Origin of the sequence: Acinetobacter sp. NIPH 284, assembly GCF_000369425.1 — a bacterium.
Classification (GTDB): domain Bacteria; phylum Pseudomonadota; class Gammaproteobacteria; order Pseudomonadales; family Moraxellaceae; genus Acinetobacter.
The window spans coordinates 30,713-56,774 of the sequence record NZ_KB850009.1 but is presented as its reverse complement, the minus strand read 5'-3'; the positions used below and the strand labels follow the sequence as shown (position 1 = coordinate 56,774).

Annotated in this window: 21 protein-coding genes, 4 tRNA genes and 1 pseudogene; 8 read left to right on the top strand and 18 right to left on the bottom strand. The window is 39.0% G+C overall.

The features are described 5' to 3' along the window. Positions 1-5: 5 nt before the first annotated feature. Positions 6-2,045 carry a M3 family metallopeptidase gene (locus F908_RS01060; RefSeq protein ID WP_005156243.1) on the bottom strand — a complete coding sequence of 680 codons (2,040 nt, stop codon included), beginning with the start codon at positions 2,043-2,045 and terminating at the stop codon, positions 6-8. A 144-nt stretch (positions 2,046-2,189) separates the two neighbouring features. Then, positions 2,190-4,610, bottom strand: a complete 2,421-nt coding sequence (gene rnr, locus F908_RS01055; protein WP_005156236.1) for a ribonuclease R — start codon at positions 4,608-4,610, stop codon at positions 2,190-2,192. Positions 4,611-4,869: 259 nt separating this feature from the next. Here rnr and F908_RS01050 point away from each other — a divergent pair. The 4 genes from F908_RS01050 to F908_RS01035 all read left to right on the top strand — a co-directional run bounded on the left by F908_RS01050 (position 4,870) and on the right by F908_RS01035 (position 5,511). After that, positions 4,870-4,959: transfer RNA gene (locus F908_RS01050), tRNA-Ser, on the top strand. 11 nt (positions 4,960-4,970) lie between these two features. Next, a tRNA-Arg gene (locus F908_RS01045) sits at positions 4,971-5,047 on the top strand. A gap of 47 nt (positions 5,048-5,094) precedes the next feature. Beyond that, a tRNA-Arg gene (locus F908_RS01040) sits at positions 5,095-5,171 on the top strand. Between the two features lie 263 nt (positions 5,172-5,434). Further along, a tRNA-Arg gene (locus F908_RS01035) sits at positions 5,435-5,511 on the top strand. 61 nt (positions 5,512-5,572) lie between these two features. Here F908_RS01035 and F908_RS01030 read toward each other — a convergent pair. Beyond that, entirely contained in the window at positions 5,573-6,871 is a 1,299-nt protein-coding gene (locus tag F908_RS01030; protein WP_005156234.1) for an SRPBCC family protein, read from the bottom strand. A 360-nt stretch (positions 6,872-7,231) separates the two neighbouring features. Between F908_RS01030 and F908_RS01025 the strand changes: the two genes are divergently transcribed. Together F908_RS01025 and F908_RS01020 are read left to right on the top strand one after the other, a co-directional pair. Beyond that, the gene (locus tag F908_RS01025) at positions 7,232-7,729 is read left to right on the top strand and encodes a YcxB family protein (protein ID WP_005156231.1); all 498 of its coding nucleotides are present in this window, start codon (positions 7,232-7,234) and stop codon (positions 7,727-7,729) included. Positions 7,730-7,762: 33 nt separating this feature from the next. Continuing rightward, positions 7,763-8,404 (top strand): fumarylacetoacetate hydrolase family protein, encoded by a 642-nt coding sequence (locus F908_RS01020; protein ID WP_005156228.1) that lies wholly within the window; start codon positions 7,763-7,765, stop codon positions 8,402-8,404. Between the two features lie 91 nt (positions 8,405-8,495). On the opposite strand, the gene F908_RS01015 is transcribed toward F908_RS01020, so the two are convergent. Then, positions 8,496-9,746: a YihY family inner membrane protein gene (locus tag F908_RS01015; protein WP_005156225.1), complete on the bottom strand. Its 1,251-nt coding sequence runs from the start codon at positions 9,744-9,746 to the stop codon at positions 8,496-8,498. Between the two features lie 112 nt (positions 9,747-9,858). On the opposite strand from F908_RS01015, the gene wrbA reads away from it, so the two are divergent. Next, complete coding sequence (gene wrbA / locus F908_RS01010) at positions 9,859-10,449, top strand: NAD(P)H:quinone oxidoreductase (RefSeq protein WP_005156219.1); 591 nt, start codon at positions 9,859-9,861, stop codon at positions 10,447-10,449. Positions 10,450-10,487: 38 nt separating this feature from the next. Here the strand turns inward: wrbA and lgt are convergent, their stop codons facing one another. After that, complete coding sequence (gene lgt / locus F908_RS01005; protein ID WP_005156218.1) at positions 10,488-11,300, bottom strand: prolipoprotein diacylglyceryl transferase; 813 nt, start codon at positions 11,298-11,300, stop codon at positions 10,488-10,490. A gap of 106 nt (positions 11,301-11,406) precedes the next feature. On the opposite strand from lgt, the gene F908_RS01000 reads away from it, so the two are divergent. Continuing rightward, positions 11,407-12,189, top strand: a complete 783-nt coding sequence (locus tag F908_RS01000; RefSeq protein WP_005156217.1) for an NRDE family protein — start codon at positions 11,407-11,409, stop codon at positions 12,187-12,189. 43 nt (positions 12,190-12,232) lie between these two features. Here F908_RS01000 and F908_RS00995 read toward each other — a convergent pair whose 3' ends face one another. The 13 genes and pseudogenes from F908_RS00995 to F908_RS00935 form a co-directional block, all read right to left on the bottom strand. After that, positions 12,233-14,224, bottom strand: coding sequence for a PhoX family protein (locus F908_RS00995; RefSeq protein ID WP_005156216.1), 1,992 nt, complete (start codon positions 14,222-14,224; stop codon positions 12,233-12,235). A 182-nt stretch (positions 14,225-14,406) separates the two neighbouring features. Beyond that, complete coding sequence (gene tatC / locus F908_RS00990; RefSeq protein ID WP_005156215.1) at positions 14,407-15,174, bottom strand: twin-arginine translocase subunit TatC; 768 nt, start codon at positions 15,172-15,174, stop codon at positions 14,407-14,409. Beyond that, positions 15,171-15,611, bottom strand: coding sequence for a Sec-independent protein translocase protein TatB (gene tatB, locus F908_RS00985; RefSeq protein ID WP_005156214.1), 441 nt, complete (start codon positions 15,609-15,611; stop codon positions 15,171-15,173). The genes tatC and tatB overlap by 4 nt, the downstream gene beginning before the upstream one ends. A gap of 12 nt (positions 15,612-15,623) precedes the next feature. Beyond that, positions 15,624-15,839, bottom strand: a complete 216-nt coding sequence (gene tatA / locus F908_RS00980) for a twin-arginine translocase TatA/TatE family subunit (protein ID WP_005156198.1) — start codon at positions 15,837-15,839, stop codon at positions 15,624-15,626. Between the two features lie 238 nt (positions 15,840-16,077). After that, positions 16,078-16,701 carry an RdgB/HAM1 family non-canonical purine NTP pyrophosphatase gene (gene rdgB, locus F908_RS00975; protein WP_005156195.1) on the bottom strand — a complete coding sequence of 208 codons (624 nt, stop codon included), beginning with the start codon at positions 16,699-16,701 and terminating at the stop codon, positions 16,078-16,080. A gap of 113 nt (positions 16,702-16,814) precedes the next feature. Beyond that, entirely contained in the window at positions 16,815-17,276 is a 462-nt protein-coding gene (locus tag F908_RS00970) for a hypothetical protein (RefSeq protein ID WP_005156193.1), read from the bottom strand. 94 nt (positions 17,277-17,370) lie between these two features. Next, a complete protein-coding gene (locus F908_RS00965; protein ID WP_005156191.1) occupies positions 17,371-17,958 on the bottom strand; it encodes a tetratricopeptide repeat protein in 588 nt (195 codons plus the stop codon). Next, positions 17,955-18,548 carry a methionine biosynthesis protein MetW gene (gene metW, locus F908_RS00960; RefSeq protein ID WP_004660432.1) on the bottom strand — a complete coding sequence of 198 codons (594 nt, stop codon included), beginning with the start codon at positions 18,546-18,548 and terminating at the stop codon, positions 17,955-17,957. The genes F908_RS00965 and metW overlap by 4 nt, the downstream gene beginning before the upstream one ends. Continuing rightward, positions 18,548-19,708 carry a homoserine O-succinyltransferase MetX gene (gene metX / locus F908_RS00955; RefSeq protein WP_005156189.1) on the bottom strand — a complete coding sequence of 387 codons (1,161 nt, stop codon included), beginning with the start codon at positions 19,706-19,708 and terminating at the stop codon, positions 18,548-18,550. The genes metW and metX overlap by 1 nt, the downstream gene beginning before the upstream one ends. Before the next feature lie 103 nt (positions 19,709-19,811). Then, on the bottom strand, positions 19,812-21,509 hold the full coding sequence (gene leuA, locus F908_RS00950) for a 2-isopropylmalate synthase (protein ID WP_005156188.1): 1,698 nt from the start codon (positions 21,507-21,509) through the stop codon (positions 19,812-19,814). Positions 21,510-21,908: 399 nt separating this feature from the next. Then, positions 21,909-23,012, bottom strand: coding sequence for an alpha-hydroxy acid oxidase (locus F908_RS00945; RefSeq protein WP_005156186.1), 1,104 nt, complete (start codon positions 23,010-23,012; stop codon positions 21,909-21,911). Next, positions 23,012-23,695, bottom strand: coding sequence for a Fe2+-dependent dioxygenase (locus tag F908_RS00940; RefSeq protein ID WP_005156185.1), 684 nt, complete (start codon positions 23,693-23,695; stop codon positions 23,012-23,014). Before F908_RS00940 ends, F908_RS00945 begins: the two co-directional genes overlap by 1 nt. A gap of 97 nt (positions 23,696-23,792) precedes the next feature. After that, positions 23,793-25,967: pseudogene (locus F908_RS00935) on the bottom strand (TonB-dependent siderophore receptor); the annotation flags it as partial. Positions 25,968-26,062 lie beyond the last annotated feature (95 nt).

Sequence of the window (26,062 nt, the reverse complement as noted above, 5' to 3'; positions counted from 1 at the left end):
GTAGTTTAAGCGGTTTTATTGGTGTTCGTCCAACCTTGATGGCGTAATAATGCATCTATTTTTGGTTCTCTTTTTCGGAAATTGCGAAATGCATCAAGTGCAGTATCTTTTCCGCCAACTGCTAGAATAAACTTTCTAAACTCTTTGCCTGTCTCAGTATTAAAAATACCTTCACTTTCGAAGCGATCGAAGGCATCACTCGCTAAAACTTCTGCCCATTTATAAGAGTAATAGCCTGCCGCATAACCGCCTGCAAAAATATGGCTGAAACTATGTTGAAAACGGTTATAAGGTACCGCAGGAACCACGGCAAATTTATCGCGAATATCGTCCAGTGTCGCTTGGATTTGCTGACTGTTTAAGGCAGGTGCCTGACGGTGAATGCTTAGGTCAAACAATGCAAATTCAATCTGACGTAAGGTTTGCATGCCTGATTGGAAGAAACGCGCATTGAGTAACGCAGATAGCAATTCTTGTGGCAAAGTTTGCTTAGTTTCGGTGTGTTCACTGAGTACATCTAAACTTTCATTATCCCATGCCCAGAATTCCATAAACTGACTTGGTAACTCCACCGCATCCCAAGCCACGCCGTGTGTGCCTGCAACATAGATGTTATCTACTTCGGTCAACATATGGTGTAAGCCATGTCCAAATTCATGGAACAAAGTAATGACTTCATCGTGGGTGAGTAGCGCAGGTTGATCGCCAATCGGTGGGGTAAAATTACACACCATATAGCAAATTGGTTTTTGTAGACCATTGACCGTTTGCACACGAGAACGGAAACCACTCATCCATGCGCCACCGCGTTTGCCGTTACGGGCATATAAGTCAAAATAGAAACCACCGACCACTTGACCTTGATCTTCAATTTCAAAATAACGTACATCATTTTGCCAAACAGGGGCTTGGCGTTCGATGATTTGAATACCATAAAGACGTTGCACGATCTGGAATAAACCGTCCACCACTTTTGGCGCAGGGAAATACGGTTTAAGCGCTTCTTGAGAAAGATTGAATTGCTGCTGTTTCAACTTCTCAGAATAATAGGTTGCATCCCAAGGTTTGAGTTCCTCAATTCCATCTTGTTGTGCAATGCTTTTTAGTTCAGCAATTTCAGCCAGTGCAGGCGTACGCGCATGCTCTGCCAAATCCACTAAGAATTGATGAACAGTTTCAACATCAGGTGCCATTTTGCTGGCAAGGGAATATTCAGCGAAGTTATTAAAGCCAAGCAGTTGCGCCATCTCCTGACGTAAGCTCAGGATTTCCTCCATCACAGGTGTATTGTCAAATTCAGTCTTGTCGGACTGCTCAGATGCACGGGTCACATAAGCTTTGTAGAGTTCTTCTCTTAATTCACGATCATCGGCATAGGTCATAATCGCAAAATAAGCAGGGAAATCCAGTGTGGCAACGGCTTGCTCAAGCTCACGTTGTTGTCCGTATTGTTTTAACAGTTCAACACTGCTTTGCGGTAAGCCTTTAAGTTGCGCTTCTGTTAGCGGTTTAAAGTAGGCTTGGGTAGCATCGAGCACATGGTTCGAGAAGTCTGAAGACAGTTGTGATAAACGTGCCGAGATTTCTGCATAACGTTTTTTCGCTTCACCTTGGAGTGCAACACCCGACAGTTTAAAGTCACGTAGCGCGAGTTTAATGGCGCTTTGCTGTGCTTCACTGAGGGTCTGGAAAATGCTACTGTCATGAATCTGTTGATAGGTTTGATACAGCGCCGTGTGTTGCCCCAGTTGTGTATAGTATTCACTGAGGCTTGGGAGTAGTGATTGGTAAACTTCACGGGTTTCGGCATTGTTCATCAAGGCATTGAGGTGCGACAAAATGCCCCATGACTCACTCATGTTATTTTCAAGCTGATCAACTTCGGTCAAGGTTGCCAATTGTGCCTCGCTGTTTTGTGGCACTTCCTTGAGTTGATTTAAGAAGTTTTGACCGTTTTGAATGGTTTGTTCAATTTGTTGTTTTAGGTCAGCAAGTTGAATTTGATCAAATTGAGGAACGGGAAGTGTCGCTTGTTGGAGTGTCATTGTATTTTTGCCATATCATCTTTAAACATAGGTATAGATGTAGGGCTTAGAGGGGGAGAAATCAAGTAAGAGAGATGTTAAATCCAAATAAAATAGCCCTATTAAAATAGGGCTATTGTGGAACACGGAAAATATTGAGCTAAATTAGTCCTGCTTAGCTTTCGCATTGGACTTTTTCTTTTTTACTTTCTTCTTGGCTTTTTCTTTGCTTTCAGGCTTGGTTGAAGCTTTTTTAGCAGGCTTTTTGGTATAAGAACTTGGTTTGCTCTTATCCTTTTTCTTGCGTACAGGCTTCTCACCATCTTCACTGATTTGAGAAGTTGCGGATGGTTTACTAAAAACCTCTTCAGTAGCTAGAGCTTTGGTAGATGTGGTGCGGGGGGCTTTATGGCGAATCACACGCCCCAAATGCGTCAACTGTTGAACCAATTTGAAGTCAATTTTACGTTCTTCCAGATTGACGCCTGCAACCTGAATCTTGACTTCATCGCCGAGACTAAATGACTGTCCACGATTCTGACCAATCAAACTTTGGCTGGCTTGATCATATAAGAAATAATCTTCACCCAGTTGGCTGACATGAATCATACCATCCACATATAAATCTTTGAGTGTAACGAATAGACCAAACTCAGTCACCGCACTAATAATACCAACAAACTCATCGCCTAAATGCTGTTGCATATAATGGCATTTCAACCATGTGGTGACGCTACGTGAAGCTTCATCGGCACGACGTTCAGTTTGTGAAAAATGCTCCCCTGCATCATCTAAAGCTGCACCAGACAATGGATAAGCTTTCTTATCGAGATAGGCTTTAATGGCACGGTGTAACAATAAATCTGGGTAACGACGAATTGGTGAAGTGAAATGCGTATAAGCTTCATAAGCAAGACCATAATGTCCTGCATTATTCGCACCATAATAGGCTTGCATCATTGAGCGTAATAACACCGCATGAATACTTGGCGCATCTAAACGATCTTTGGTCGCTTCAATCACGGCTTGGTAATCAGCTTGGGTTGGTTGCTCTGGGAATGGCAAACCGAGTAATTTGACGAAATCACGGACTTTTTGAATACGTGAGAATTCTGGCGCTTCATGTACACGATATAACATCGGAATATCATGTTCTAATGAGTATTCAGCTGCGGCAACGTTCGCCAATAACATGCATTCTTCAATCAGTTTATGCGCATCATTACGAGTACGTGGCAAGATTTCTTTAATGCCGCCCAACTCATCAAAGGTCATATAGGTTTCAATGGTTTCAAATTCCATCGCATGACGTTTAGCACGTAGTTCTTTTAGTGTCTGATACAGCTGGAATAGGGTATTTAACGATTTATGAACGCTTTTATCTTGTGGAATGGCATCGGTTGCGCCGTCAAAATAAGCAGCCACCTGATTATAGGTCAAACGTGCTTTGGAATGCATCACCGCAGGGTAGAACTCATAACCTGTGACTTTACCTGCACGAGACAACTTTAAATCGCAGACCATACACAGACGGTCAACATGTGGATTGAGAGAACACAATCCATTCGACAATGCTTCTGGCAGCATTGGCAAAACAAAGTGTGGAAAATAAACCGATGTACCACGTTCTTCAGCTTCTTCATTTAAAGGTGAGTCTAAACGGACATAATGGCTCACGTCTGCAATTGCCACGACAACACGGTAACCACCGCCTGCACGCTTCTCTGCGAATACGGCATCGTCAAAGTCACGTGCATCTTCACCATCAATCGTGACGAGTGGTAAATCGCGTAAATCAACACGACCTTTGTGATCTTGTTCTGAAGGTTCTTTAAAACTTTCAGCTTCTTTAATGACGGCTTCTGGAAATTCATAAGGTAAACCAAATTCTAAAATGGTTTGCGGAATAATAATTTCAGTGTCAGCTTTGTCCGCCATCGACTGTACAACATGACCTGTCGCTAATTCTTCACGAGTCGGGTAATCATCAATCGCAACTCGCAGCATATCGCCAACTTTGGCATTGGCATGTTCAATCAATTCTTTTTCTAAGGTAATTGGTTGGTGCTGATTTGGATTGCTTGGCTGAATAAAGTATTCACCTTCATGTTCAGCGACTTTACCAATAATTTGTTTGACACGACGTTGAACGACTTCGGTAATAAAGCCCCAAGCTTTACCTTTACGGTCAACAGAAGTTTGGCGTACTTTAACGCGATCACCATTAAAGACTAGACGTAATTCACGTTCAGGTAATAGTACATCATCCTGACCTGCGATATTGGCCGTGCCAAGTCCTTTGCTATTGATATAAACCGTTGCTTCATGGCTTGGTAAATCGGTTGCAGGTTGGTATTTAAAACCATCTTTCATTAACTGACCGTCGCGAACCATTGCACTTAAACGATGATTCAATGCATCAATACTTTTTTGATCTGGGATATTAAAGTGATCAACCAGTTCTGCATGAGACTGTGCAGTTTTTAATTGTTCTAATGTAGTTAGAATAAGAGTTCGGCTAGGAATAGGATTATCGTAACGTTGCGCTTCTGCTTTTGCTTCGGGATCAACCCAATTTGTAGTCATATCGTTTCATTTCACATCTGGCAGATCGGTTTAGCATAAGTCATTCAAACTTTAACTGCACGTCAAAGATTGCAAGATTCTGTTTATTGTCCAATCTGAATAAAGGAGAGAACACTATATTAACAAGCGTTGAGCTAAAAAATGCCGAAAAAATATAAGAATTGGTTAAAAAACATTTGATTGATTTAAAAAAACAGAAAAAAATAGGATCATCCCTTGTGTAATGTGGTTTTAGTTTGTATTATTGCGCTCGTGTTACGGTGAGATGGGTGAGTGGCTGAAACCACATCCCTGCTAAGGATGCGTACGGGTAACTGTACCGAGGGTTCGAATCCCTCTCTCACCGCCACTTTACTTAAAGCGCTCATAGCTCAGCTGGATAGAGCACTTGGCTACGAACTAAGGGGTCGGGAGTTCGAATCTCTCTGAGCGCACCAAGTAAAGATTTAAAGTAACACATGCCTAAATTGGCAATATAAGTAATGCGCTCATAGCTCAGCTGGATAGAGCACTTGGCTACGAACTAAGGGGTCGGGAGTTCGAATCTCTCTGAGCGCACCAACTTAATAGAAGAAACCGCTTAATTGCGGTTTTTTTGTGCCTGTAAGTTGAAGTCGTTAAACTATAAAATATCTATTTGATGTTCAAATTAAGGCGCTTCATTTTTTTATTGATAATAAAATCAGTTGTTTATGTTGTTTTTAAATATAATAACTATTTCGTTGTAAATTTGTAACGATCAATCTATCAGCATTTGATTTCTATTTTATTAAAAAACACTTATCAATAGGGAAAAAATGGGTATAATGCGCTCCATCAAATATGCGCTCATAGCTCAGCTGGATAGAGCACTTGGCTACGAACTAAGGGGTCGGGAGTTCGAATCTCTCTGAGCGCACCAATTTGAATTTATCGAAAGATAAAGATTGAAAAAAACCGCTTAAGTGCGGTTTTTTTGTGTCTTACATTTTTGCTTTAATTTTCTGAACAAACACAGTATTACCACCAACTGCGGGTAGTACATCATGATAGGGTAAACTTCGCATAGCCCTTAATAAAAAGGGTGCTTTTCCATCAATTTTCATTGAGCTAGTGATTTTAAATAAAGTACCTTGATTAAGCTCTGAGGCAATCATTTTTCCTTTAATCAATCGTAAATCACCACCATTGGCATAAAAGTTATTTTCAACAGTATTTGGATAGTTGAAATGCAGCTTAAATGCAAAAGGAATATTAATCACACCTAAACCCACATTCACTTGAATATCTGCATCTTGACCCTGATTTTGGATTGGAGAGGTGATGATTTTCTTGATTTGTCTTGGAAATAATTCTTGATAGGCTAAAGGGTTTAACCATTTATTTAATTGCTGTGTTGGCTGTTGATAAAATTGATAGGTGGTGGTGAAGCGCATGGCTTCACGTCCATGGGTGTACAAAATGCTAGTCGGTGCATGTAGGTAGCTTACAGGCTGCTGTGCATTTTGACTCAGTTGTGCAATCTTAGCCAATTGAGCTTCATTTAATTGAGGGCTTGGTATTTGTCCTGAATTTAAGGCAACGATATTCTGTTTAATAAAGCGTGTTCGAAGTGATTCTAGGATAAAAGCATTGGTTGAGCTTGGAATCCCTAATTTGACCTCTGGAATCGCATTCAGAATTTTTTTAAAAATAAAACCTTTAGGTTGATTTAAATCTCCCCACTGGGTGAGCGTAATTAAAGTTCGATGATCATCTAAGGCAAACCATTCAAACTTTCCTAAACCGTATGGAATAGGAGAATCAATCACTAAACTGGAAATACTGTTCGATTTAATCTGATGCTGTAAGGTAACGTCTTCATTAAAATTGAGCACTGGAATAGGCGTTGGAATGGAGACACGATATTTCATTTTTACAGTATTGCCAGATTGTTCTAGTATTTTGGCCGATTTAAGTGTTGGAAATAGACCGACATAGTGATTAAAGTCAGTCAGGGTCTTACTAACCTGTTGTACATTGGTAGGAACAATAAGTGCTGCGGATGTAAAACTGGCGTTTGGTTGTGAATTGGATTTGAGAGTGGGGAGGTTAGTTTTAGTTGTTGTATGCGCATAAATGAAAATATTATTTTGCGTGTAGCTTGCCAAAAGCTGGGGGTTATTTTGAAAAGGTTGTAAAGCGCTTGGGATATTGTCATTCCAAGTCAGCATTTGTGCAAAGCAAGTTTGCGTTATGCTAAAAACAAGAGTCGTTAATATAAATCCATTCAAATAAAACATCACATTCCTTTGATTTTTCTTAGTGATATAGTCAGTGGTATTCATCAGTAAATGATAGAGCCTTGCTATTAATAAAAGTTTTTTTGTTTAAAAAACAGTCGTATTGTGTAAAACTTTCTTGAGCATCGAAACCTTAGACAAAGCGTTATCTATGCAAGTAAATACTTATAGCGGTTAATGTTGATCAGTTAAGTGTAATTTCATTATTACTGAATTAGAAATTCCATCTCTTTGTTAAAAAGCAATTTAGAGTAGTGCTACGCCGTATTTGAATTTTGTATAAAATCGCTATAAATCTGATTTACGCTCAAGTCATTTATGTTCTAATAGATGAGTTTTTTCAAATCTTAGAAATCAAAAATGTCTGAACAACGTCCAACTGTATCTGTGCGCTATTATCTTAATTTAGAAGAATCACAAGATGGTTTTGCTCTTGTCACTTTTGGTAAAAAGACCTTTAGTCGTTTTCTAACACCTGTTATTAGTATTGCAATTATTGGTTGGGGAATCTATTTAGGTTTCTCAGACGTTGGTCGTTATTACGTTGCATTAGGTGCTTTTTTTCTGATTATGCAAGGATTGATGCGCTATTGGTTGTTACCGATGTTGTTTAAACGTCAATTTGTTCGCTACCAATTTGGAAAAAGTGAGCAGGGAATTGACCTTTATCAAGATCATTTTGAACTTTATTCAACAGGTAAAAAGCAAATAGCGCAGTATGCTGAGGTGCAATCTTTTGCAGTTGGAAAGCTCACGTATATGTTAGAGCTGAAGAATCATACCGTTATTATTGTTCCAAAGCGTTCATTCAATGATCCAGCAGATCAAACCAAATTTGAAAATAGTTTTAAAAAATAACTTCATTCGCGATTTAAGGAACAAGGAGCTTTTATGGGCACACGTCCATCAAAAATTGTTTGTGTAGGCAGAAATTATGCTGAACATGCGAAAGAACTAGGTAATGCAATTCCTGATCGCCCAATTTTATTTATCAAACCACCAAGTAGTTTGAGTAGCTTAGCCCAAGGCGCCCGTTGGAATCAGGCTTTGGGTGAATGTCATTTTGAATGTGAAATTTGTTTGCAGATCGCACATCGATTGTCGCAGGAAACCAATCCAAGCAAAGCTTTAGAAGCGATTGGCGCTGTGACTTTAGGATTGGATTTAACTTTACGTGATTTGCAGAATGACTTAAAAGCGAAAGGGCAGCCTTGGGAGCGAGCAAAAGCTTTTGACGGTGCATGTATCTTGGCAGACTGGGTTGAAGCAGATGAAATTGGCGATTTACAAGAGTTAGAGCTTGTTTTAATGATTAATGGCGTTGAACGCCAACATGGTTTTAGCCAAGACATGATTTTTGATATTGGTGCATTATTGGTTGAAATTAATCAGTCATTTAGTTTGGAAGCGGGTGATGTCATTATGACGGGTACGCCTGCTGGCGTCGGGGCATTACACCCAAATGATCAATTAACCATGAAACTAATAACCCAATCAGGAGAATATGATTGGGATACATTTGTTCAAGCATAATGATTAAAAACAAGTGCTGTTAATAAATAGCGTCTACCTAATTTCGTATAAGCGAGACAGTAAAAGAAAGACCTCAGTAGAGGTCTTTCTTTTACTTCTGTTCAAAGATCGTCGAAAGAGGAATCGAAAGTTTTGCAGCTAAATAATCATTACTCTCGATGAGGGATGGCCCTAAACGCTCAATCCATTCATCATCTTGATGGATATTGGCGACATCATGACGTAATGGTAGGGGATAAGGGAGTGCTGTAAAAAAGCTCCAGAAATCGACTTGCGCAAGATTTCTAGCCAATACATACTCATCGTTGTCTGTACGTTTGACTAAATTCTGTTTTTCTAACTGTAAGATATATGCAGGTAAACGTCCTAATTCACCACGTCCAATAATCCCAAGAAGTTCTTGTTCACTGACACTTTCTCCAATTTGTTGCTTTTTATAAAATAACTCCAATATGTCTAATAACATTAAGATAGGATGACGCTTTTGTTCTTTATCTGAATGAAAAGCAGTCAGTGCATAACTGATTTCTACGCCTAATAAGATAATGTTCCAAGACAAATAAATCCACAGAAGGAAGATTGGAACAGCAGCAAAAGCACCATACACAATTTCATAACTGGTGAAATTACTCATAATCCAGCCAAAGAAATTTTTTAAAATTTCAAATACTGTTGCGCTAAAACATGCAGCAATAACAGCGGAAAGAATAGGGACGCTACGATTAGGAATGGTCCAGTAAAGAATGAAAAAGCCAACAATTGTAAGTAGGAATGAAATAAGCCCTAAAAGGAAGGAGCCATCTAATTGATAGCCCGCAAAATTATTGCTCAGAATATTCATTGAGGCGACAGTAGATGAAAGTACAAAAGCACTGCCTAGAATGATTGGACCTAAAGAGATTATTGTCCAATAACGCATAAAACCAACAAGACCTGTTCGAGTTTCTTTGACACGCCAAATACGATTAAAGACATTTTCGATTGAGGTGAGCATAAGTACGGTGGTCACAAACAGAAATAGCACCCCAATAATTGTGAGATTACTGGATTTATCTGTAAATGCGTTCAATGCTTTGTCAAAGGCAATGGTACTTTTTGGTAAAAAATTACTGTAAATCAATTGCTGTAGTTGTTGTCGAGCAGGCTCTAAAGCTTTAATTGAGGAGATAATGACTAAGAAAACGGTCAGCATCGGAACAACTGCAAACAAGGTGGTGTAGGTGAGTCCTCCAGCTTGTTCTCTGCAGCGATCAGCTTCGAAACGCCGTAACACAAATACAATAAATTGAAACCATGTTTTTTCTAAAAAAGACAGATTTTTTAGATAACGATTTAAGATCATGGGTTCTATCCTAGTTATTTTTAATAAAATCCTGTGTCAGCACAGGATTAATTACGGCTCAAAAGAAGAAAAATGTCGTATAGTGTTCTTTTTAACAAAATTTATTAAAGTGATGCAACCTTACGTTCTTGTTCTTTATTACAGTAAATATGGTTCAACTCGAGAAATGGCTCATCTAATTGCCGATGGAATTGAGTCTTCTGGTATCACAGCTCGTATTCGAACCGTTCCTAATCTCGCAACTGTTGTTACCCAAGCAGAACCGAGCATTCCTGCAGAGGGGGATGTTTATTGTACTTTAGATGATTTGACGTATTGCTCAGGTTTGGCACTTGGTTCACCTACTCGCTTTGGTAATATGGCGAGCGAGATGAAATACTTTTGGGATCAAACCACGAGTTTATGGTTGAATGGTGCTTTGCATAATAAACCAGCATGTGTTTTTACTTCTTCTGGCTCGATGCATGGTGGGCAGGAAAGTACTTTGCTTAGCATGTTACCGCCATTATTTCATCATGGCATGGTGATACTGGGCTTACCCAACTCAATCCCTGCATTATCCAATACCAAAACAGGCGGCACACCCTATGGTGCAAGCCATGTCAGTGGGCCTTGCCATGACCAGAGCCTAAGTCAGGATGAAAAAATCCTGTGTGAAGCGCAGGGCAAACGTCTGGGTGAAGTGGTTAAGAAACTGCTCTAAGAATTCGCATAAGAATGGGAGCATCAGCTCCCATTATTTTATTTTTTAATTTGCCAATCGTAGATTTTTTTCTGATAGGCATACCACATCATCCACAGTCCAATCAGTAACATTGGTACAGTGAGAATCTGACCTTTAGTCATCCAACCGAATAGAATAAAACCTTGATCTGCATCGGGCTGACGGAAGAACTCCATAAAGAAACGTGCAACTCCGTAGCCGATCAGGAATAATGCTGAAACCGCCATACGGGGACGTGGTTTACCACTAAACCACCAAAGTATGATAAATAGAATCAGACCTTCACAGAGCGCTTGATAAATTTGCGACGGATGGCGAACTAAACCTAAAGGATCAGTTGGAAAAATCATACCAAATGGATAGCTAAGGTCTTGAACTTGACGACCATACAATTCACCACCAATAAAATTACCGATACGACCAAACATCAAACCTGTCGGTACACATGGTGCAATAAAGTCCAAAGTTTGAAACCATGTTTTCTGATATTTCTTACACCAGAATAGCATTGCGATCATGACACCCAAGAAACCGCCGTGAAAGCTCATCCCACCTGTCCAGACTTGGAATAACCAAAGTGGGTTTTCTAAGAATTTGCCAAACTCATAAAACAAGACATAGCCAATACGACCACCAAGTACGACGCCTAGAGCGCCATAAAACACCAGATCGGAGACCATATCGGCAGTCCAACCATCACGTTGTTTAGCACGATAAGAGGCTAAGCCCCAAGCGCATAAAAATGCCAAGAGATACATCAATCCGTACCAGTGTACCTTGACTGGCCCTAAACTCAGTGCCACTGGATCAATATTTGGATAGGTCAGCATTGCTGTTCCTCAATTTAGAATTTGAAATTAAGTTTTGAGAAGATTGTAGCGGAATGATGTGAAAAATGTTGTACATTCAATGTGTAAAGATGTGAGAACAGAATTAATGTGTATTGTCGCTTTTGCATGGCATGTTCTTGATGATATGCCGTTGTGTTTAATTTCAAATCGTGATGAATTTTATCATCGACCAAGTGCTGTTTTACATCGATGGGATAACAGTTCGATAATTGCTGGGCAAGATTTACAGTCAGGTGGGGCATGGATGGGGGTCACTGAGTCTGGGCGTTGGGCAATCGTGACTAATTTTCGCAATGGACGAGATAAGAGCCAATATTCAACTTCACGTGGGCATTTAATCCAGTCTTTTTTAGAAAGTGATTTAGCCCCCTTTCGTTTTGCACAACAATTAGAACAGCAACAACAAGACTACGCTGGTTTTAATTTGTTTGTTGGTGATCGAGAGCAAGCGGTTTATATGAGTAATCGGGGGGAAGCACCACAAGTCTTAGCGAATGGTGTTTATGTTGTTTCCAACTGTTTAATGTCAGAAGATTGGGAGAAAACCAAACATTTACGTAAACGCTTTACGCAAGAATTATTACCAATGTTGCAACAATCAACGATTACAGAATCTGATTTGCAATATTCAGTCTGGGATATTTTGGAAGATGAACGAAAAGTCATTTCTGATTTGTTGCCAGATACAGGGATTAGTGTGGAAATGGAAGCGTTGCTGTCCTCGACTTTTATTCAAAGCCCAATTTATGGCACACGCTGTTCAAATTTTTTAAGGCTGACATCTGAGCAATGGCTGTGGCTGGAAAAGTCCCAACAGGGTGGAGATCAGGGAAATATTGTGGAAAAGAAGATTGACTTGTTGAAATAACAAATGCCGACATAAGGTCGGCATCTGCATTGAATAATCTGGCTTACTTTGTAGTTGCAGCCTTTTTCTCAACTGATGGCAAAACATCCGCCGTGATATAGCCCACGCACGCGCTAAAGCCATTGTTATAGTTTTTTAGCACTGCTGTTTTTACATCTGCTGGAATCTTTGAGCTATCGCCTGGATGCTGGAAATTGCTCATGATATAAGTCCAGCCGTTGACCGAATCCACCGCATGTAAACCTGTTGACTCTGCACCTGCTGGAGTAGAGAGGATACGATCTAAAGACTTAGTATCAACATTATATGCCCATAGGAAGTTATTGGTATGGTTACCACTGTCTTCACCAATGAATAATGTACGTAAAGTTTCAGAGAATTTTAAATTGTCTGGGCTTGCAATATTATTTGGATCTGCCGTGTTACCTAAGCTATCCACAGTAATATCTTTACCCATAAGAACCATATGGCTTTGGTAAGGTGTCCATTCACTATTGATCACATTGTTAAGATGATCAACTTGGCTACCTTTGAGGTCATGTCCAAGGACACCACCTGCTTTTAGCGTGCTCTTAAACTTAACATTATGTGATTCAACCCAAGCTGCATTTCCACCAATCATTGATTCTTGAATATTGGCAAGTGCAGAGTAAGCAACTTTATCTTTAATATTTACGGTAGTACCTTCCATTTTTGTGAAAGCCATACTACCGCCTTTTAGGGCAGCATATCGATGTGTTTCTAGGAATGCAGCAGCAAGCTCAATCTCAGCCTTGCTAAAGCCGTTGTTGGCTTCTTTCAGTTTAACCCACAGCGATTTTCCATCTAACACAATCTTGGTATAGCCTGTTGCATCAGCAGGTTCAGCTTTCAGGCTTTCCATGATGTGTTCAGATTTGATTCCTCGAACATTCACGAGGTCTTCGATGGTCTTACTATCAGTATGACCTAACTTGATCCATTTGATTGCGGCGGTAGAGGTCTCATTCAATTCTGATGTGTATTTCGCAACATATAATGTTCCAGCAGATAAGTTTTTTTCTTTGTCTGCAATAAACATGAAGAAACCACCGTTAGTGTAATCGTCACCCATGATTACAGTGCGGTTATCTGGCATGACTTGAATCAGTTCATGTGAAATACGACCTAAGCAGTAGTGTTTAACTGCTTTTGCACGCCCTTTGCCATCAAGGATGATTTCTGGCAAATGACCATAGTTATAGGCATTTGCAGTATTTTCATTGCCATATAGATTTTTACTATATGCTTTGAGCATTGCCAGATCTGAACCGATTTGGTCAAATGCATCAGGCTCATATTCTTCACTTGAAAGGTGAGTATTCCACGGAGAAAGGCTAGCACCACAGGTGATCCATAGACCATGAACTTTAGACATATCGACATTGTGGTATTTCTTCAATGCCAGATGACCCGTCTTTTGATCCTGATCCAGCGTAAGCACCGCAATTGGTGATGGCAACTTGCCGTACATATTTTGATTTGCCAGATTTTTAGTCGTGTATTCAAATTGAACAACGTGGAATACAGGGTTAGCCACACCAGATACAGAAGCGCCATTGATGTGGATTAAAGATGAACCATCAGGAGAGTCAGAGAAAAACTGGCGTTCTTGACCGATTACAGAAGTATCTTTAATCGGTTGATTATTAATATCATAATAACTACCTGCAATGATTTTTCCACCATCAATGTTATCAACTTCCGCACCTGTACGGAAAAACTCCTGATAACCCAGTTTGTACTCGGTGGTTGTATTGTCATCCCACGTAATCGTCAAAGCAGATTTAACTGAAGTTGTAGCCATCTCTGGTACAGTTGAAGGTGCCGCCATAGGTGTAAATTTTGCATTTTTAAATTTTGCAGCAGGTACGGTTGGGGTAACGGTAGTATCGTTATTATCATTGCAACCTGCTAAAGCTGCTGCTGTGCCCATTGCCCCGAGTGGTAAAAACGGAACACCCGCGAACCACTTTAAAATATCACGACGACTTGGCTGATTTGTATTGGTTGTCATAATAAATCCATATCTTTAATAAATGGTAAATAAATCTAGATTGATTTTATGCTTGATAGATGACATTTTTTTGACACTTTTAAGGCAGTTTGAAGACAATTTAATTTTTATAAATCTATGAAAAATATAATTTTAAAATAAAAAAATCCCTGAGATTATTCAGGGATTCAACAGAGATATTATTATTCTGAAACTGCTTTACGCTTTTCTAATATTTTTCCAAAAAGTAAACCGATTTCAAAGAGCATCCACATCGGAACAGCCAGCATAATCATGGATAAAGCATCAGGTGGGGTAACAAACATCGCCACGAAAAAGCATCCAACAACAATAAAACGGCGTTTTTCAATGAGGCTTTGTGTACTCACGACACCAATCAAAATCAGCACTAGAGTAATAATTGGAATTTCAAAGGTAAAACCAAAAACCAAGAATAGTTTTAAGCAGAAGCTCAGATAACTATTAATATCTGTCATAGGTGCAACAGTTTCAGGAGACACACTAATAAAGAAATGCAAAATAGCAGGTAGGGTAATGAAATAGGCGAATGCGACACCTAAGTAGAATAAAATAATGCTGCCAAATAGCAAAGGAATCGCTAAATGTTGTTCTTTTTCATATAGCGCAGGTTTTATAAATGACCAAATTTGATAAATGATATAGGGCATTGCCAACATAAATGCAACGAATAAATTGAGTTTAAACGGTGCCATAAATGTCGCCGTGACATCTGTGGCGATCATGCTTGAAGTGGCTGGCAATTGCTGCCTTAGCGGTTCAGACAGCCATTGATAGGTTTGATTTCTAAAAGGTAATAAACAAAAAAACAGAAAAATTGTTACGCCAACAATCTTAAAAAGATATTGGCGAAGTACGATTAAATGCTGCATGACCGGCATTTGTTGTAGGGTTTCTTCAGTACTGACTGAAGTTGATGGTAATTGGCTCATACGGCAATCTTTAATTCGTTATCAAACTGATTCAACGATGGGTATGCTTCCATACCAATCACAGATGATTTTTGGTATTGAACACAAAAAGGAATAATAGAACTTGAGTGATATGGCACATAGCGAATCGAATTTTGAGGTTTAGTTACTGATGGCGCAGTCTCTACCTCATGATTTTTAGTTTTTAATTCATCTAATTGTTTTTGTAGCCGACGTTCAAGCTCAGTAATCTTTTCAATTTCTTTTTGCATTTCTTCGCGGAACTCAGAAAGACGGAGCTCTCGATCAATTTCATTCTGAATATTGTTGATAAATTTTTTAATTTTCCCATACCATTTTGCTACAAATCGAGCAGCTTCAGGTAATTTATCAGGACCGAGAACCAATAATGCAATAACTGCAAAGCAAAAAATCTCAGTCATTCCCAAGTTCAGCATAATTCCGCTCGCTTAGCTTTTTACTGAGCTTTCAGCATTTTTAACTTGAGCATCAATGGTACGAGGCTCATTGAGTGGCACAGTAACTTCATCTTCTTTAATAGACTTTTTGAAATCTTTAACAGCACCGCCAACATCTTTGCCTAAATTTTTAAGCTTTGATGTACCGAATAGTAAAATCACCACAATTGCAAAAATAACGACGTGCCAAATTGATAAACCAGCCATAATTCTATTCCTATATAACTTTGGTTATATCTCAACAGTTTGGCATGACAAAGATGTGACACTTATATTGCAATTTTGCGACAAAAAATTATGAGATTAAGTATGTTGATAGATAATTTTTTACTTTTTGGTTTGTAATCAATGTTTCGTTGAAGTGAGTTTTTACTCATTATTCAGTATTTTTATTCAATCTAAATTTAAATAATTTGCCCTAGGGTTTAGCTAGAGCAAATGATCTTTAAATCAAACTTGCTTTAAACAGCTGCATTGCTTGACCACGATGACTGATTTTATTTTTGTCAGCTTTGCTCAGTTCAGCACTTGAAAGATTGAGTTCTGGTAGCCAGAACAATGGATCATAGCCAAACCCATTCTCACCGCGCGCTGCTTCTAAAATCTCACCTTTCCAAATGCCTTGGAAAATCTGTGGCAGCGGATCTTCTGCATGCGTAACTAAAGCCAATACACACACGAACATACCTTCAATCACTTCGCCGTCTTTACGGAAAGGTGCGAGATCAGCCAATAATTTTTGGTTATTGGCAGCATCATTACCATGTTCACCTGCATAGCGTGCAGAGTAGATGCCTGGTGCACCGCCTAGAATCGGAACACAAATCCCTGAATCATCTGCAAGTGCAGGTTTGCCTGAAAGCTTAGACGCATGGCGTGCTTTGATAATGGCATTTTCCACAAAGCTGAGACCGTCTTCGATGGCATCTTCAATATCTAGTTTGCCTTGAGGAATGATTTCAACAGGAAGATTGAGTTGTTTAAAGAGGTGTTCGAATTCGACAACTTTGCCTTTGTTGTTACTTGCAAGGACAAGACTGCCTTGGTTGAGCCATGATGGAGTAGACATATAAAATTTTAAATTCGCTTAGATTGAGTAGAATTTTAGGGTGTTTTTATAGAATAGGGTAGAACTAATGGTTGTATTCTAAAATCTAAAAAAGTCGCTTCCTTTTATTTTATCTAATTTTGATACAATTTTCTTAAATCTTCGATGAAACTTTTAAAAACTTCATCTGGTTCCGAAAGTGAATATCCTTCAAAGCTGAAGTAAAATTCATCATCATAATAGTTTAATAATTCATATAAATCTTCATTCTCTATAGCCTTAGATAAAGCCAAGAGCTTCCGAAGAAAAGGAAATAGAAGCTCTTGGCTTTTTACTAACTCTAGATGTTTTTCAATATAATCTTTTAAGAGGTTATTGACTGATTCCTTTGTTAAATCTGTATTAAATAGACTTCGGGATAATTGATTAAAATAGGTTGTAACTTGGTCTGAGGTTGATAAGAAACAGATATCTAAAGCTAAATCATTTGATGAATTTTTTTCTAATGTCTCAATTGCCCACCTTTGGATTTCTTCTGGTGTTATTGTTTCCAATTCTAGTTTTACTTTGAATATTGCCTTTTCTATATCGCTCATTTAATAAACTTAATTAAATATGAATGTGATCAGTATAATAAAAAACCGACTCTTACAAGTCGGTTTTTAAATCACTCAATAGATCTAAGCAAGACTATTGTGCTTGAATCCATTTATCAGCACGATCACGTGCAGCACGAATTTGATCTTGGGTTAAGTTTGCAGCCAAAGCTGTTTTCTTACCTTCAGAAAGACTAATCACTTTAGTATCGAGCATGCCATCACGTGTTGAAAGCTCATACCACTGATACGCACCTACGTAGTTTTTCTTTTGCTCTTCCATCATGGCAAGATTGAAGCTTGCACGATTGTCGCCGTTACTTGCCGCTTTTTCGAAATATTTGCGAGCCAATACTTCATCTTTCTTTGTGCCAATGCCATCTGCATACATACGACCAACATTCAGTTGAGCCGCAGAGATACCTTGATCGGCAGCAGCCTTAAACAATGCAAAAGCTTGTTTCTCGTCTTTAGCGACATCTTTACCATATTGATAGCGTGTAGCTAGATAAAACTGCGCCCCAGCTTGACCAGCTTTTGCAGCGCTTTGTAACTCACCAATACTCATCACAGAGTATCTAGCTGCTTGTGTTGCTACTGACTGTGGTTGAGCAACATAGTCAGCATGCGCTTGTATACTGATCAGACCAAATAAAAATGTGCTGATAAATGTCTTTTTCATAGAGCGCTCACTCGATAAATTGCGACTTCACCAAATAGGTTCGGCATATGCTTGCTGAGCATACTACCTTGTTGGTCACCATTAACGGCAAGTCGATTAATAATTTTAATCCGATTCTCAGCACATAAAGCTTCAAAGTCACGGAAAGTACATAAATGAATATTCGGGGTGTTATACCACATATAGGGTAAAGCTTCCGAAACAGGCATTTTACCTTTTAATGCAAGAAAAGAACGTGTCTTCCAATATGCAAAGTTTGGAAAAGTAATGATTGCCTGTTTGCCAACACGCACCATATCACGAAGTAATACATCAGGTGCATCTACAGCTTGCAAAGCTTGTGCCATGACTACAGAATCAAAAGATTGGTCGGCAAAACGGCTTAAACCTAAGTTTAAGTCCTGTTGAATAATATTTAACCCTCGACTGATGGCAATTGCAATCTTTTCTTGATCAATTTCTAAGCCATAAGCACGAATATTGTGCTGTTTGCTCATATGAGCCAGTAATTCACCATCACCACAGCCTAAGTCTAATACGCTAGAGTTCGGACTGATCCATTTTTCAGCGAGTCGTTGATCTATTCGCATTAGTGCTGCTCCTGCGGTGTAGCTTGCAACTGTTGTTCTCCACCTAAAAATGCTCTTAATGTTTTCACATAGAGTGGGATCGGGAACAAGAACGAATCATGACCTTGTTCCGCATCAATATCTAAGTAACTGACGGGCTTATGATTATCAATTAAAGCATCAACTAATTCTTGTGAACGACTTGGGCTAAAACGCCAGTCAGTCGTAAATGAAACCACCAAAAATTGGCACTTTGGTTGACTCATTGCTTTTGTTAATGAATGCTCATATTCACGAGAGGGATCAAAATAATCCAAGGCCTTGGTCATAATCAAGTAAGTATTTGCATCGAAATTGCGGCTAAATTGTTCGCCTTGGTAACGCAAATAGCTTTCCACTTGGAATTCGACATCAAAACCATACATAAATTTGCCAGATTTTAAATCACGACCAAATTTCTGTTTCATGGCTTCTTCAGATAAATACGTAATATGGCCGACCATACGTGCCAAAATTAACCCACGTTTTGGATAGCTGTCATTTTCCAGATAACGTCCATTATGGAAATCGGGATCAGAGAGAATCGATTGGCGAGCAACTTCATTAAAGGCAATATTTTGAGCTGATAATTTTGGTGCACTGGCGATAATGACACATTTTTTTAAACGATCAGCATAGTCCAATGACCATTGTAGTGCTTGCATGCCACCTAAAGAACCACCAATCACGGCAAACCAAACATCAATTCCGAGGCGATCAGACAACATGGCTTGGGTCTTCACCCAGTCACGAACAGTGACTAATGGAAAATCTGGACCATAAGGACGATTTTCATTTTCAGGGTTTGGCGATGTTGGACCTGTTGAACCATTACAACCACCAATATTATTTAAAGAAACAATAAAAAAATGATTGGTATCAATCGCTTTGCCGGGACCAATACAGCTATCCCACCAACCTGCTTTTTTATCATCTGCATGATGATAACCCGCAGCATGATGATGCCCAGATAATGCATGGCAAATTAAGATTGCATTGGATTTATCTGCATTAAGTGTTCCATAGGTTTCAACCATCAAATCAAAACGTGGCAGGATACGCCCACATTCAAGCTCTAATGGTTGCTCAAATTGAAATTTTTGTGGTGTGACTAAACCCACTGAATCCGATGGAAAAGACACTGGAATGATTCGCCTTGTATAAATCTTTGATCAATAATAAAAGGATACCAATTCAGGTATCCTTTCAAAAGTCATTTTTTCTGATATTACAACTCAGCTTTGCTTAAACTGCCGCAGCAGCAACTTGCTCAGTTGTAAGTACACCTTGTTCAATTAAACGATTGGTACATGCAATAATCGCTTCAATCGATGAGGTGACAATGTTGTCATGAATCCCTGCACCAAAAGCATTTTTACCTGTGCCTTTGACTTGAAGTTCAATCAAGGCAAGTGCTTTAGCATTTGCACCAGAACTGATACTACGTTCTTCATAATTTACAACATCAATTGGCAATTGTAACGCATCGAGCATCGCCGAAATTGGACCGTTACCTTCACCGCGTAAACGTTGTACTTCACCGTTAATTTCAATATCTAATTCAATGATTTGTGTGCCATTGATATCAGACAACTGATAATGTTTGGTTTGGTAATGGCTATTTTTCACATCCACATAGGTATTTTGAAATAAGGTCCAGATTTCATGTGCACTGATTTCTGTACCGTTTTCATCAGTATGTTGCTGTACGATTTGGCTGAACTCGATTTGTACTCGGCGTGGTAAAGCAACGTTGTAATTTGATTCCAATAAATACGCAATACCACCTTTACCAGATTGGCTGTTGACACGAATCACCGCATCATAATCACGACCTAAATCTTTAGGGTCGATTGGTAAGTACGGCATATCCCAGATCTCTTCGTTTTTCTGGAATTCGAAGCCTTTTTTAATCGCATCTTGGTGTGAACCAGAGAATGCGGTAAAGACTAAATCACCTGCATATGGATGACGTGGGTGCACAGGTAAACCTGTACATTCTTCAACAGTTGCAATGATTTCATTGATATTAGAGAAGTCTAAGTTTGGTGCAACACCTTGGGTATACATGTTCAAGGCAATCGCAGCAACATCGACGTTACCTGTACGTTCACCATTACCAAACACGCAACCTTCAACACGATCAGCACCCGCCATGATCGCCAATTCAGAAGCAGCGATACCACAACCACGGTCATTGTGACAGTGAACTGAGATAATCACGCCATCACGACGCGCCAAGTTACGGTGCATCCATTCGATTTGATCGGCATAGACATTTGGTGTTGAAACTTCAACCGTTGCAGGCAAGTTTAAGATCACTTTATTGGTTGGAGACGCTTCCCAAATTTCCGTGACCGCATCACAAACATCTTTGGCAACTTCTAATTCTGTTGCTGAGAAACATTCAGGGCTATATTGGAAAATCCATTCTGTTTCAGGATATTGTGCTGCATATTCTTTCACTTTATTCGCAGCATTAATCGCAAGTTGTTTCGCGCCATTTACATCTACATTCAACACTTTTTGACGGAATGTTGGTGCGTTTGAATTGTAGATATGCACGATCGCACGTTTAGCATCAACTAACGCTTCAAAAGTACGCGCAATTAAATGATCTCGAGCTTGAACCAAAACTTCGATATACACATCTTCTGGAATCAAATCTTCTTCAATTAACTTGCGAGTAAAGTCAAAGTCAATTTGAGATGCTGAAGGGAAACCAATTTCAATATGTTTAAAGCCGATTTTGACTAACATGTGGAACATCTTTAATTTTTGATCCATATTCATTGGTTCAAAAATCGCTTGGTTACCATCACGAAGGTCGGTACTCATCCAAATCGGTGCTTGGTTGATTTCGTTATTCGGCCATTGACGATCTGGTAAATCCACTCGTTGATACATACGGCGGTATTTTTTGCTTGGGTCAGCCAACATCATGAGATAACTCCTTGTTGTAGCATGGTTGCTGCTTCAAAATAAATGCAACGTGCTACGAATATATATGGTGTCTATAAGAATCAATTTAAAGAGAATATGTATTGAGTACCTAAAATCTAGGTAAAAATTTATACGCGCGCGAGGCGCAGCATCAGGAGAGCAGTGAGGTTTTTTATATCAGACGGATGGCTAAAATCATCACTCGTTTTCATCATCTACCGTTCAAAGCAAAAGTATTGGGTTTTGCAGTTATCTTAATCACCTAATTTGAATCAGTCTAGGTGAAAATACAAGCGACTGCAGTGGTCTATAATTTATTTTAATTTGAATGGATGGGAAATATTTTCCTATTTTTTGCATAAAAATAAAATTTAAAGAAAATATTTCCCATTAATATGCTTAAGGCTGATAAATATAGTCTTGATTAATGTCCTTTATGGTAGCGGTTCCCATGAGTGCCATCGTAATTTCAAATTCTTCCTTTAACATGCGGATGACATGAGCAACACCTAAAGCGCCTGCTGTTGCTAAACCATAAATATAAGGACGTCCAATCAATACGGCGTTTGCACCTAATGCAATTGCTTTAAAGACATCTGTACCACGTCGAATTCCACCATCTAATAATACAGGGTAATCAGGAGGAACAATTGCGCGAATTTTTTGTAATGCAATTAAGGGTGGAATAGTCGTATCTACAATGCGCCCACCATGATTAGAAACAATAATCCCAGATACACCATGATCGAGGGCTTTTTGAGCATCGGCAGGATGTAATATTCCTTTTAAGATTACAGGTAAATGTGTATTTGCAATCACCCAAGCAATATCCGCCCACTTAGGTGCAATTTGCATTAAGCCTTGAAATAGTTGGCTTTCGGATGGCGATACATCAGGAAAACTTAAATGGGTAGGGGTGTGTGGATGTTGCATTTCTTCTGGTAACTGAAAGAATAACTTACGTTCCCGATCTCGGATACCCACATGGGGAGCATCGACCGTAATCACAATTCCACGATAACCTGATTGTTCAGCTTGTTTGATCAAGGTTAATGATTTTTCTCTGCATCCTTGCCAATACAATTGAAACCATTTATACGGGTTTTCTGGTTTCAACTGTGCCATATGAGTATTTGTGAATGTACTTAATACCAAGTTACTTTGCATAAGTTCAGCTGCGAGAGCAGATGCAGCTTCTGCTTGAGGATGAAAAAGTGCTTGGTGGCCAATCGGTGCAAGAAAAATAGGATGCGGATATTCCATCCCAAATAAATGAAAACGAGTATTACCTTGTGTTAAGTCGTTTAGATGTCTAGGAATCAATTGAATATTTTGAAATTGTTGGCAATTATTTTGCACGCTAATTTCATGCATCGCTCCACCATTTAAGTATCCCCAAACATCTTCAGAAACGTGTCGCTGAGCTTGTTGTTGATAGTCGTGAATGGTTTGAATATACGAAGGAATAGTATTCAAAGCGGGTGTAGGGATCTGGTCATGCATTATAAATCCCCCCATTGTCTTAATAAATTATGATAATGACTGGTTAAACTAACAACTTCTTCTGTATCGCCTAATTGTTGTCTGAGTTTGATAATAGTCATGTCTAAATTGAATAGCATCGTTCGCTGCCAGTCATCTTTAACCATGCTTTGAATCCATGTGAATGCTGCGATTCTACGTCCTTGTGTCACAGGTTCAACACGATGCAAACTTGTTGCTGGGTAAACAATTGCATCTCCTGCATCGAGTTTGACTTCATGGCTGCCATAAGTATCTTCGATAATCAGTTCCCCACCTTCATATTCATCAGGTTCAGATAAAAAGACGGTGATAGACACATCAGTACGAATCATTTGCCCTGTTTTTGCAGAATATTGAATCGAATTATCAACATGGTTGCCATAATTGCCTTGATTTTGATAGCAGTTGAACATTGGCAATAACGTATGTTTAGGGAGGGCAGCTGAACGCAAAAGCAGATTTTGTTGTAATGCATTCAAAACAGAATGGCTAACAGATTCATATACATTACTCTGTATATCGACTTGTAAATTATTTTTAATTTTTTGTGCTTGTGGACCTGCACTATGTGTACCGTCAATCCAAACTGATTGTTGTTGTATTTGTTCGCGTAGCTCAGCAACTTGATGCTTATTGAGTACTTGGGGGATATGCAACATCATATTTTGAATCTTCCAAAAAATACAACCTGTCAAAAATTATAGCTTTTTTGACAGGCTGTGTTCATTTATTCAATCATGATGAATTAAATAAAATGACTTAGAATTTGTAGTTAAAGGTTAAAGCAGCAGAACGTGGCTGACCAAGTACGAAACGACTACCGCCATTATTTAAAGCACTAATGTAGTCTTTATCAGCTAAGTTATAGACATTTAGATTCACAGAAGCATTCTTGTTCAAGCTATACCCCGCCATTGCATCAAAGACAACATAAGATGGAACTTTAGGCATATTTGCTGGCGCTGTACTATCTGTGATCACACGTTTTTGTTCATCAACATAACGTGCGCCTAGGCCTAACTTAAAACCTGCAATATCATAGGTTGCCCATAATGAAGCAGTCCAATCTGGAGACCAACGTACCGAATCAGTGACAGTTTTTTCACCTGTCGTAGTATTGAAACTTTGTTGATTTTTTTGCTTAGTTTTCATATGAGCAACGCCCGCAGAAATATTCCAAGCATCTGTAATTTGACCAACAACTCCAAGTTCTACGCCTTGAACACGTGTTTTGCCTTCTTGAATAGACTCTTTCGTAATTGGATCTTGGGTAAACTGGTTTTCATTCTCAGTATGATAAATCGCACTAGTTAATGCTAATTTATTCTTTAATACATCCCATTTTCCACCCACTTCATAGTGATTAGTTTTTTGTGGTTTAGCTGCTGAACTATTAGCTCCTGTGTCCGATAAGCTAAAGTTTGCACTTCCTGGCGGAGTCAATGATTTAGCGTAAGACACATAAAGGCTGCTATTTTTGGTTGGTTTGAATAAACTACCTAATTTCCAGCTCACCAAAGTATCGTGTGCTTTGAGATGAGTGGGAGTTTTCGTAATCGCAAGGGTGGTTGCATTTGTTGCAACAGCCAAAGCCTCATAATCGGTATGATAGTAATCAAGGCGTACGCCACCATTCAACTGTAAACGATTATCTAATAGTTTTACGGTATCAAATAAATAAGCTGCGGCTGTTTTGGTTTCACCATCATTATATGCACCTGTATAAACCAATTCAGGCATTACATCATCATGGTTAGGATTATAGAGATTCGCAGCAGGCGTTGTAGGAGCTTTTGTTCCTGGTTTTTGGGTAGATAAGGTACGAGAGATTTGTTGTTCCCGCAAAAATTCTAAGCCAGCAACTAAATCATGTTCAACAGCACCAGTTTTAAAATTAATATTCAAATTTGATGTATTCGCAAGGATTTTATTTTCTTGATCTACGCCTTGATGGGAACGAGAAATTGCCCATGTATCTCTATTATCAGGGTCAAATGACCCATAGTTAAATTTGTAACTATAGCTATTATCTGGATTCACGGTAACTGTAGCTGATGGAGCATTAATTGCATTAATTCCAGTTAATGCTCTTTTCATGCTGGTTTTACCTAATCTAGAGATATTGGTAAATTTGATATTTTCACTAAAGTCACTTTCGATTTTAGCCGAAATCATATCCGAGCTAATATCTTCATAGTCATTTACGCTTCCATAAAAGTTACTACGATCAACTTCAGGCGCATTTTGTAAAGCTTTATTCACTTTCTGCATATCAGCAGAGTTATTAATAGCTTCACGGATTTGATCTCTTAACGCAAGATTTTTATCGTTTGCGTAGCTAGAGGTGTATCCATAAAAGCCTTTCATACCTATAGTTGGAATACCACCATCAGGAATATTATTCTGACGAATATGTTGAGAATACAAATACAGACGAGTATCGCTGTCTAATCCGAATGCAATTGATGGCGCAATTGCCCAACCGTTATTTTCTATAACATTTCGACCTTCTACACCACCATCTTGTCCCATTACGTTTAAGCGGATTGCGGTACTTTCGCTAATTGCCTGATTAATATCAGCCGTTAAACGCGCATTTTCTGCTGTGTTATAACGTGCAGAGACTTCACGGCTATTTTCAGTTTTAGGTAGTTTAGTGACTAAATTGATATAACCAGAAGCAGAGCCACGACCAGCTTCAGCACCTGAAGGACCTTTGACAACTTCAATTTGCTCTAAGTTAAATACATCACGACTTACAGCACCAAGATCACGAATTCCATCTACATAAGTCGAAGTTTGAGTCGAAAAACCACGCATTTGGAAAGTGTCGCCTGCACTGGTATTTCCATTTTCACCCATTTGTAGGGTAATCCCAGGAGTATTTCGCAAAGCCTCCACTAAAGAAGCAGCCCCTTGCTCTTGTAAAATTTCTAGGACTTACGCATTGACGGATTCAAAAAAGTACTAAAATACTTTATAAAGTATCTGTGATCAGACGAATTAAACATGCTTCTAGAGCAACTTGT

Excerpts from the sequence above, each read along its gene's own strand:
- F908_RS01020 (WP_005156228.1), top strand. The coding sequence starts at position 7,763 with ATGGGCACACGTCCATCAAAAATTGTTTGTGTAGGCAGAAATTATGCT.
- F908_RS00945 (WP_005156186.1), bottom strand. The coding sequence starts at position 23,012 with ATGCATGACCAGATCCCTACACCCGCTTTGAATACTATTCCTTCGTAT.
- wrbA (WP_005156219.1), top strand. The coding sequence starts at position 9,859 with ATGCAACCTTACGTTCTTGTTCTTTATTACAGTAAATATGGTTCAACT.
- F908_RS00940 (WP_005156185.1), bottom strand. The coding sequence starts at position 23,695 with ATGATGTTGCATATCCCCCAAGTACTCAATAAGCATCAAGTTGCTGAG.
- F908_RS00995 (WP_005156216.1), bottom strand. The coding sequence starts at position 14,224 with ATGACAACCAATACAAATCAGCCAAGTCGTCGTGATATTTTAAAGTGG.
- F908_RS01000 (WP_005156217.1), top strand. The coding sequence starts at position 11,407 with ATGTGTATTGTCGCTTTTGCATGGCATGTTCTTGATGATATGCCGTTG.
- lgt (WP_005156218.1), bottom strand. The coding sequence starts at position 11,300 with ATGCTGACCTATCCAAATATTGATCCAGTGGCACTGAGTTTAGGGCCA.
- rdgB (WP_005156195.1), bottom strand. The coding sequence starts at position 16,701 with ATGTCTACTCCATCATGGCTCAACCAAGGCAGTCTTGTCCTTGCAAGT.
- F908_RS00970 (WP_005156193.1), bottom strand. The coding sequence starts at position 17,276 with ATGAGCGATATAGAAAAGGCAATATTCAAAGTAAAACTAGAATTGGAA.
- tatC (WP_005156215.1), bottom strand. The coding sequence starts at position 15,174 with ATGAGCCAATTACCATCAACTTCAGTCAGTACTGAAGAAACCCTACAA.
- F908_RS01030 (WP_005156234.1), bottom strand. The coding sequence starts at position 6,871 with ATGTTTTATTTGAATGGATTTATATTAACGACTCTTGTTTTTAGCATA.
- tatB (WP_005156214.1), bottom strand. The coding sequence starts at position 15,611 with ATGCTGAACTTGGGAATGACTGAGATTTTTTGCTTTGCAGTTATTGCA.
- leuA (WP_005156188.1), bottom strand. The coding sequence starts at position 21,509 with ATGATGTTGGCTGACCCAAGCAAAAAATACCGCCGTATGTATCAACGA.
- rnr (WP_005156236.1), bottom strand. The coding sequence starts at position 4,610 with ATGACTACAAATTGGGTTGATCCCGAAGCAAAAGCAGAAGCGCAACGT.
- F908_RS01015 (WP_005156225.1), bottom strand. The coding sequence starts at position 9,746 with ATGATCTTAAATCGTTATCTAAAAAATCTGTCTTTTTTAGAAAAAACA.
- F908_RS01060 (WP_005156243.1), bottom strand. The coding sequence starts at position 2,045 with ATGACACTCCAACAAGCGACACTTCCCGTTCCTCAATTTGATCAAATT.
- tatA (WP_005156198.1), bottom strand. The coding sequence starts at position 15,839 with ATGGCTGGTTTATCAATTTGGCACGTCGTTATTTTTGCAATTGTGGTG.
- F908_RS00965 (WP_005156191.1), bottom strand. The coding sequence starts at position 17,958 with ATGAAAAAGACATTTATCAGCACATTTTTATTTGGTCTGATCAGTATA.
- metW (WP_004660432.1), bottom strand. The coding sequence starts at position 18,548 with ATGCGAATAGATCAACGACTCGCTGAAAAATGGATCAGTCCGAACTCT.
- F908_RS01025 (WP_005156231.1), top strand. The coding sequence starts at position 7,232 with ATGTCTGAACAACGTCCAACTGTATCTGTGCGCTATTATCTTAATTTA.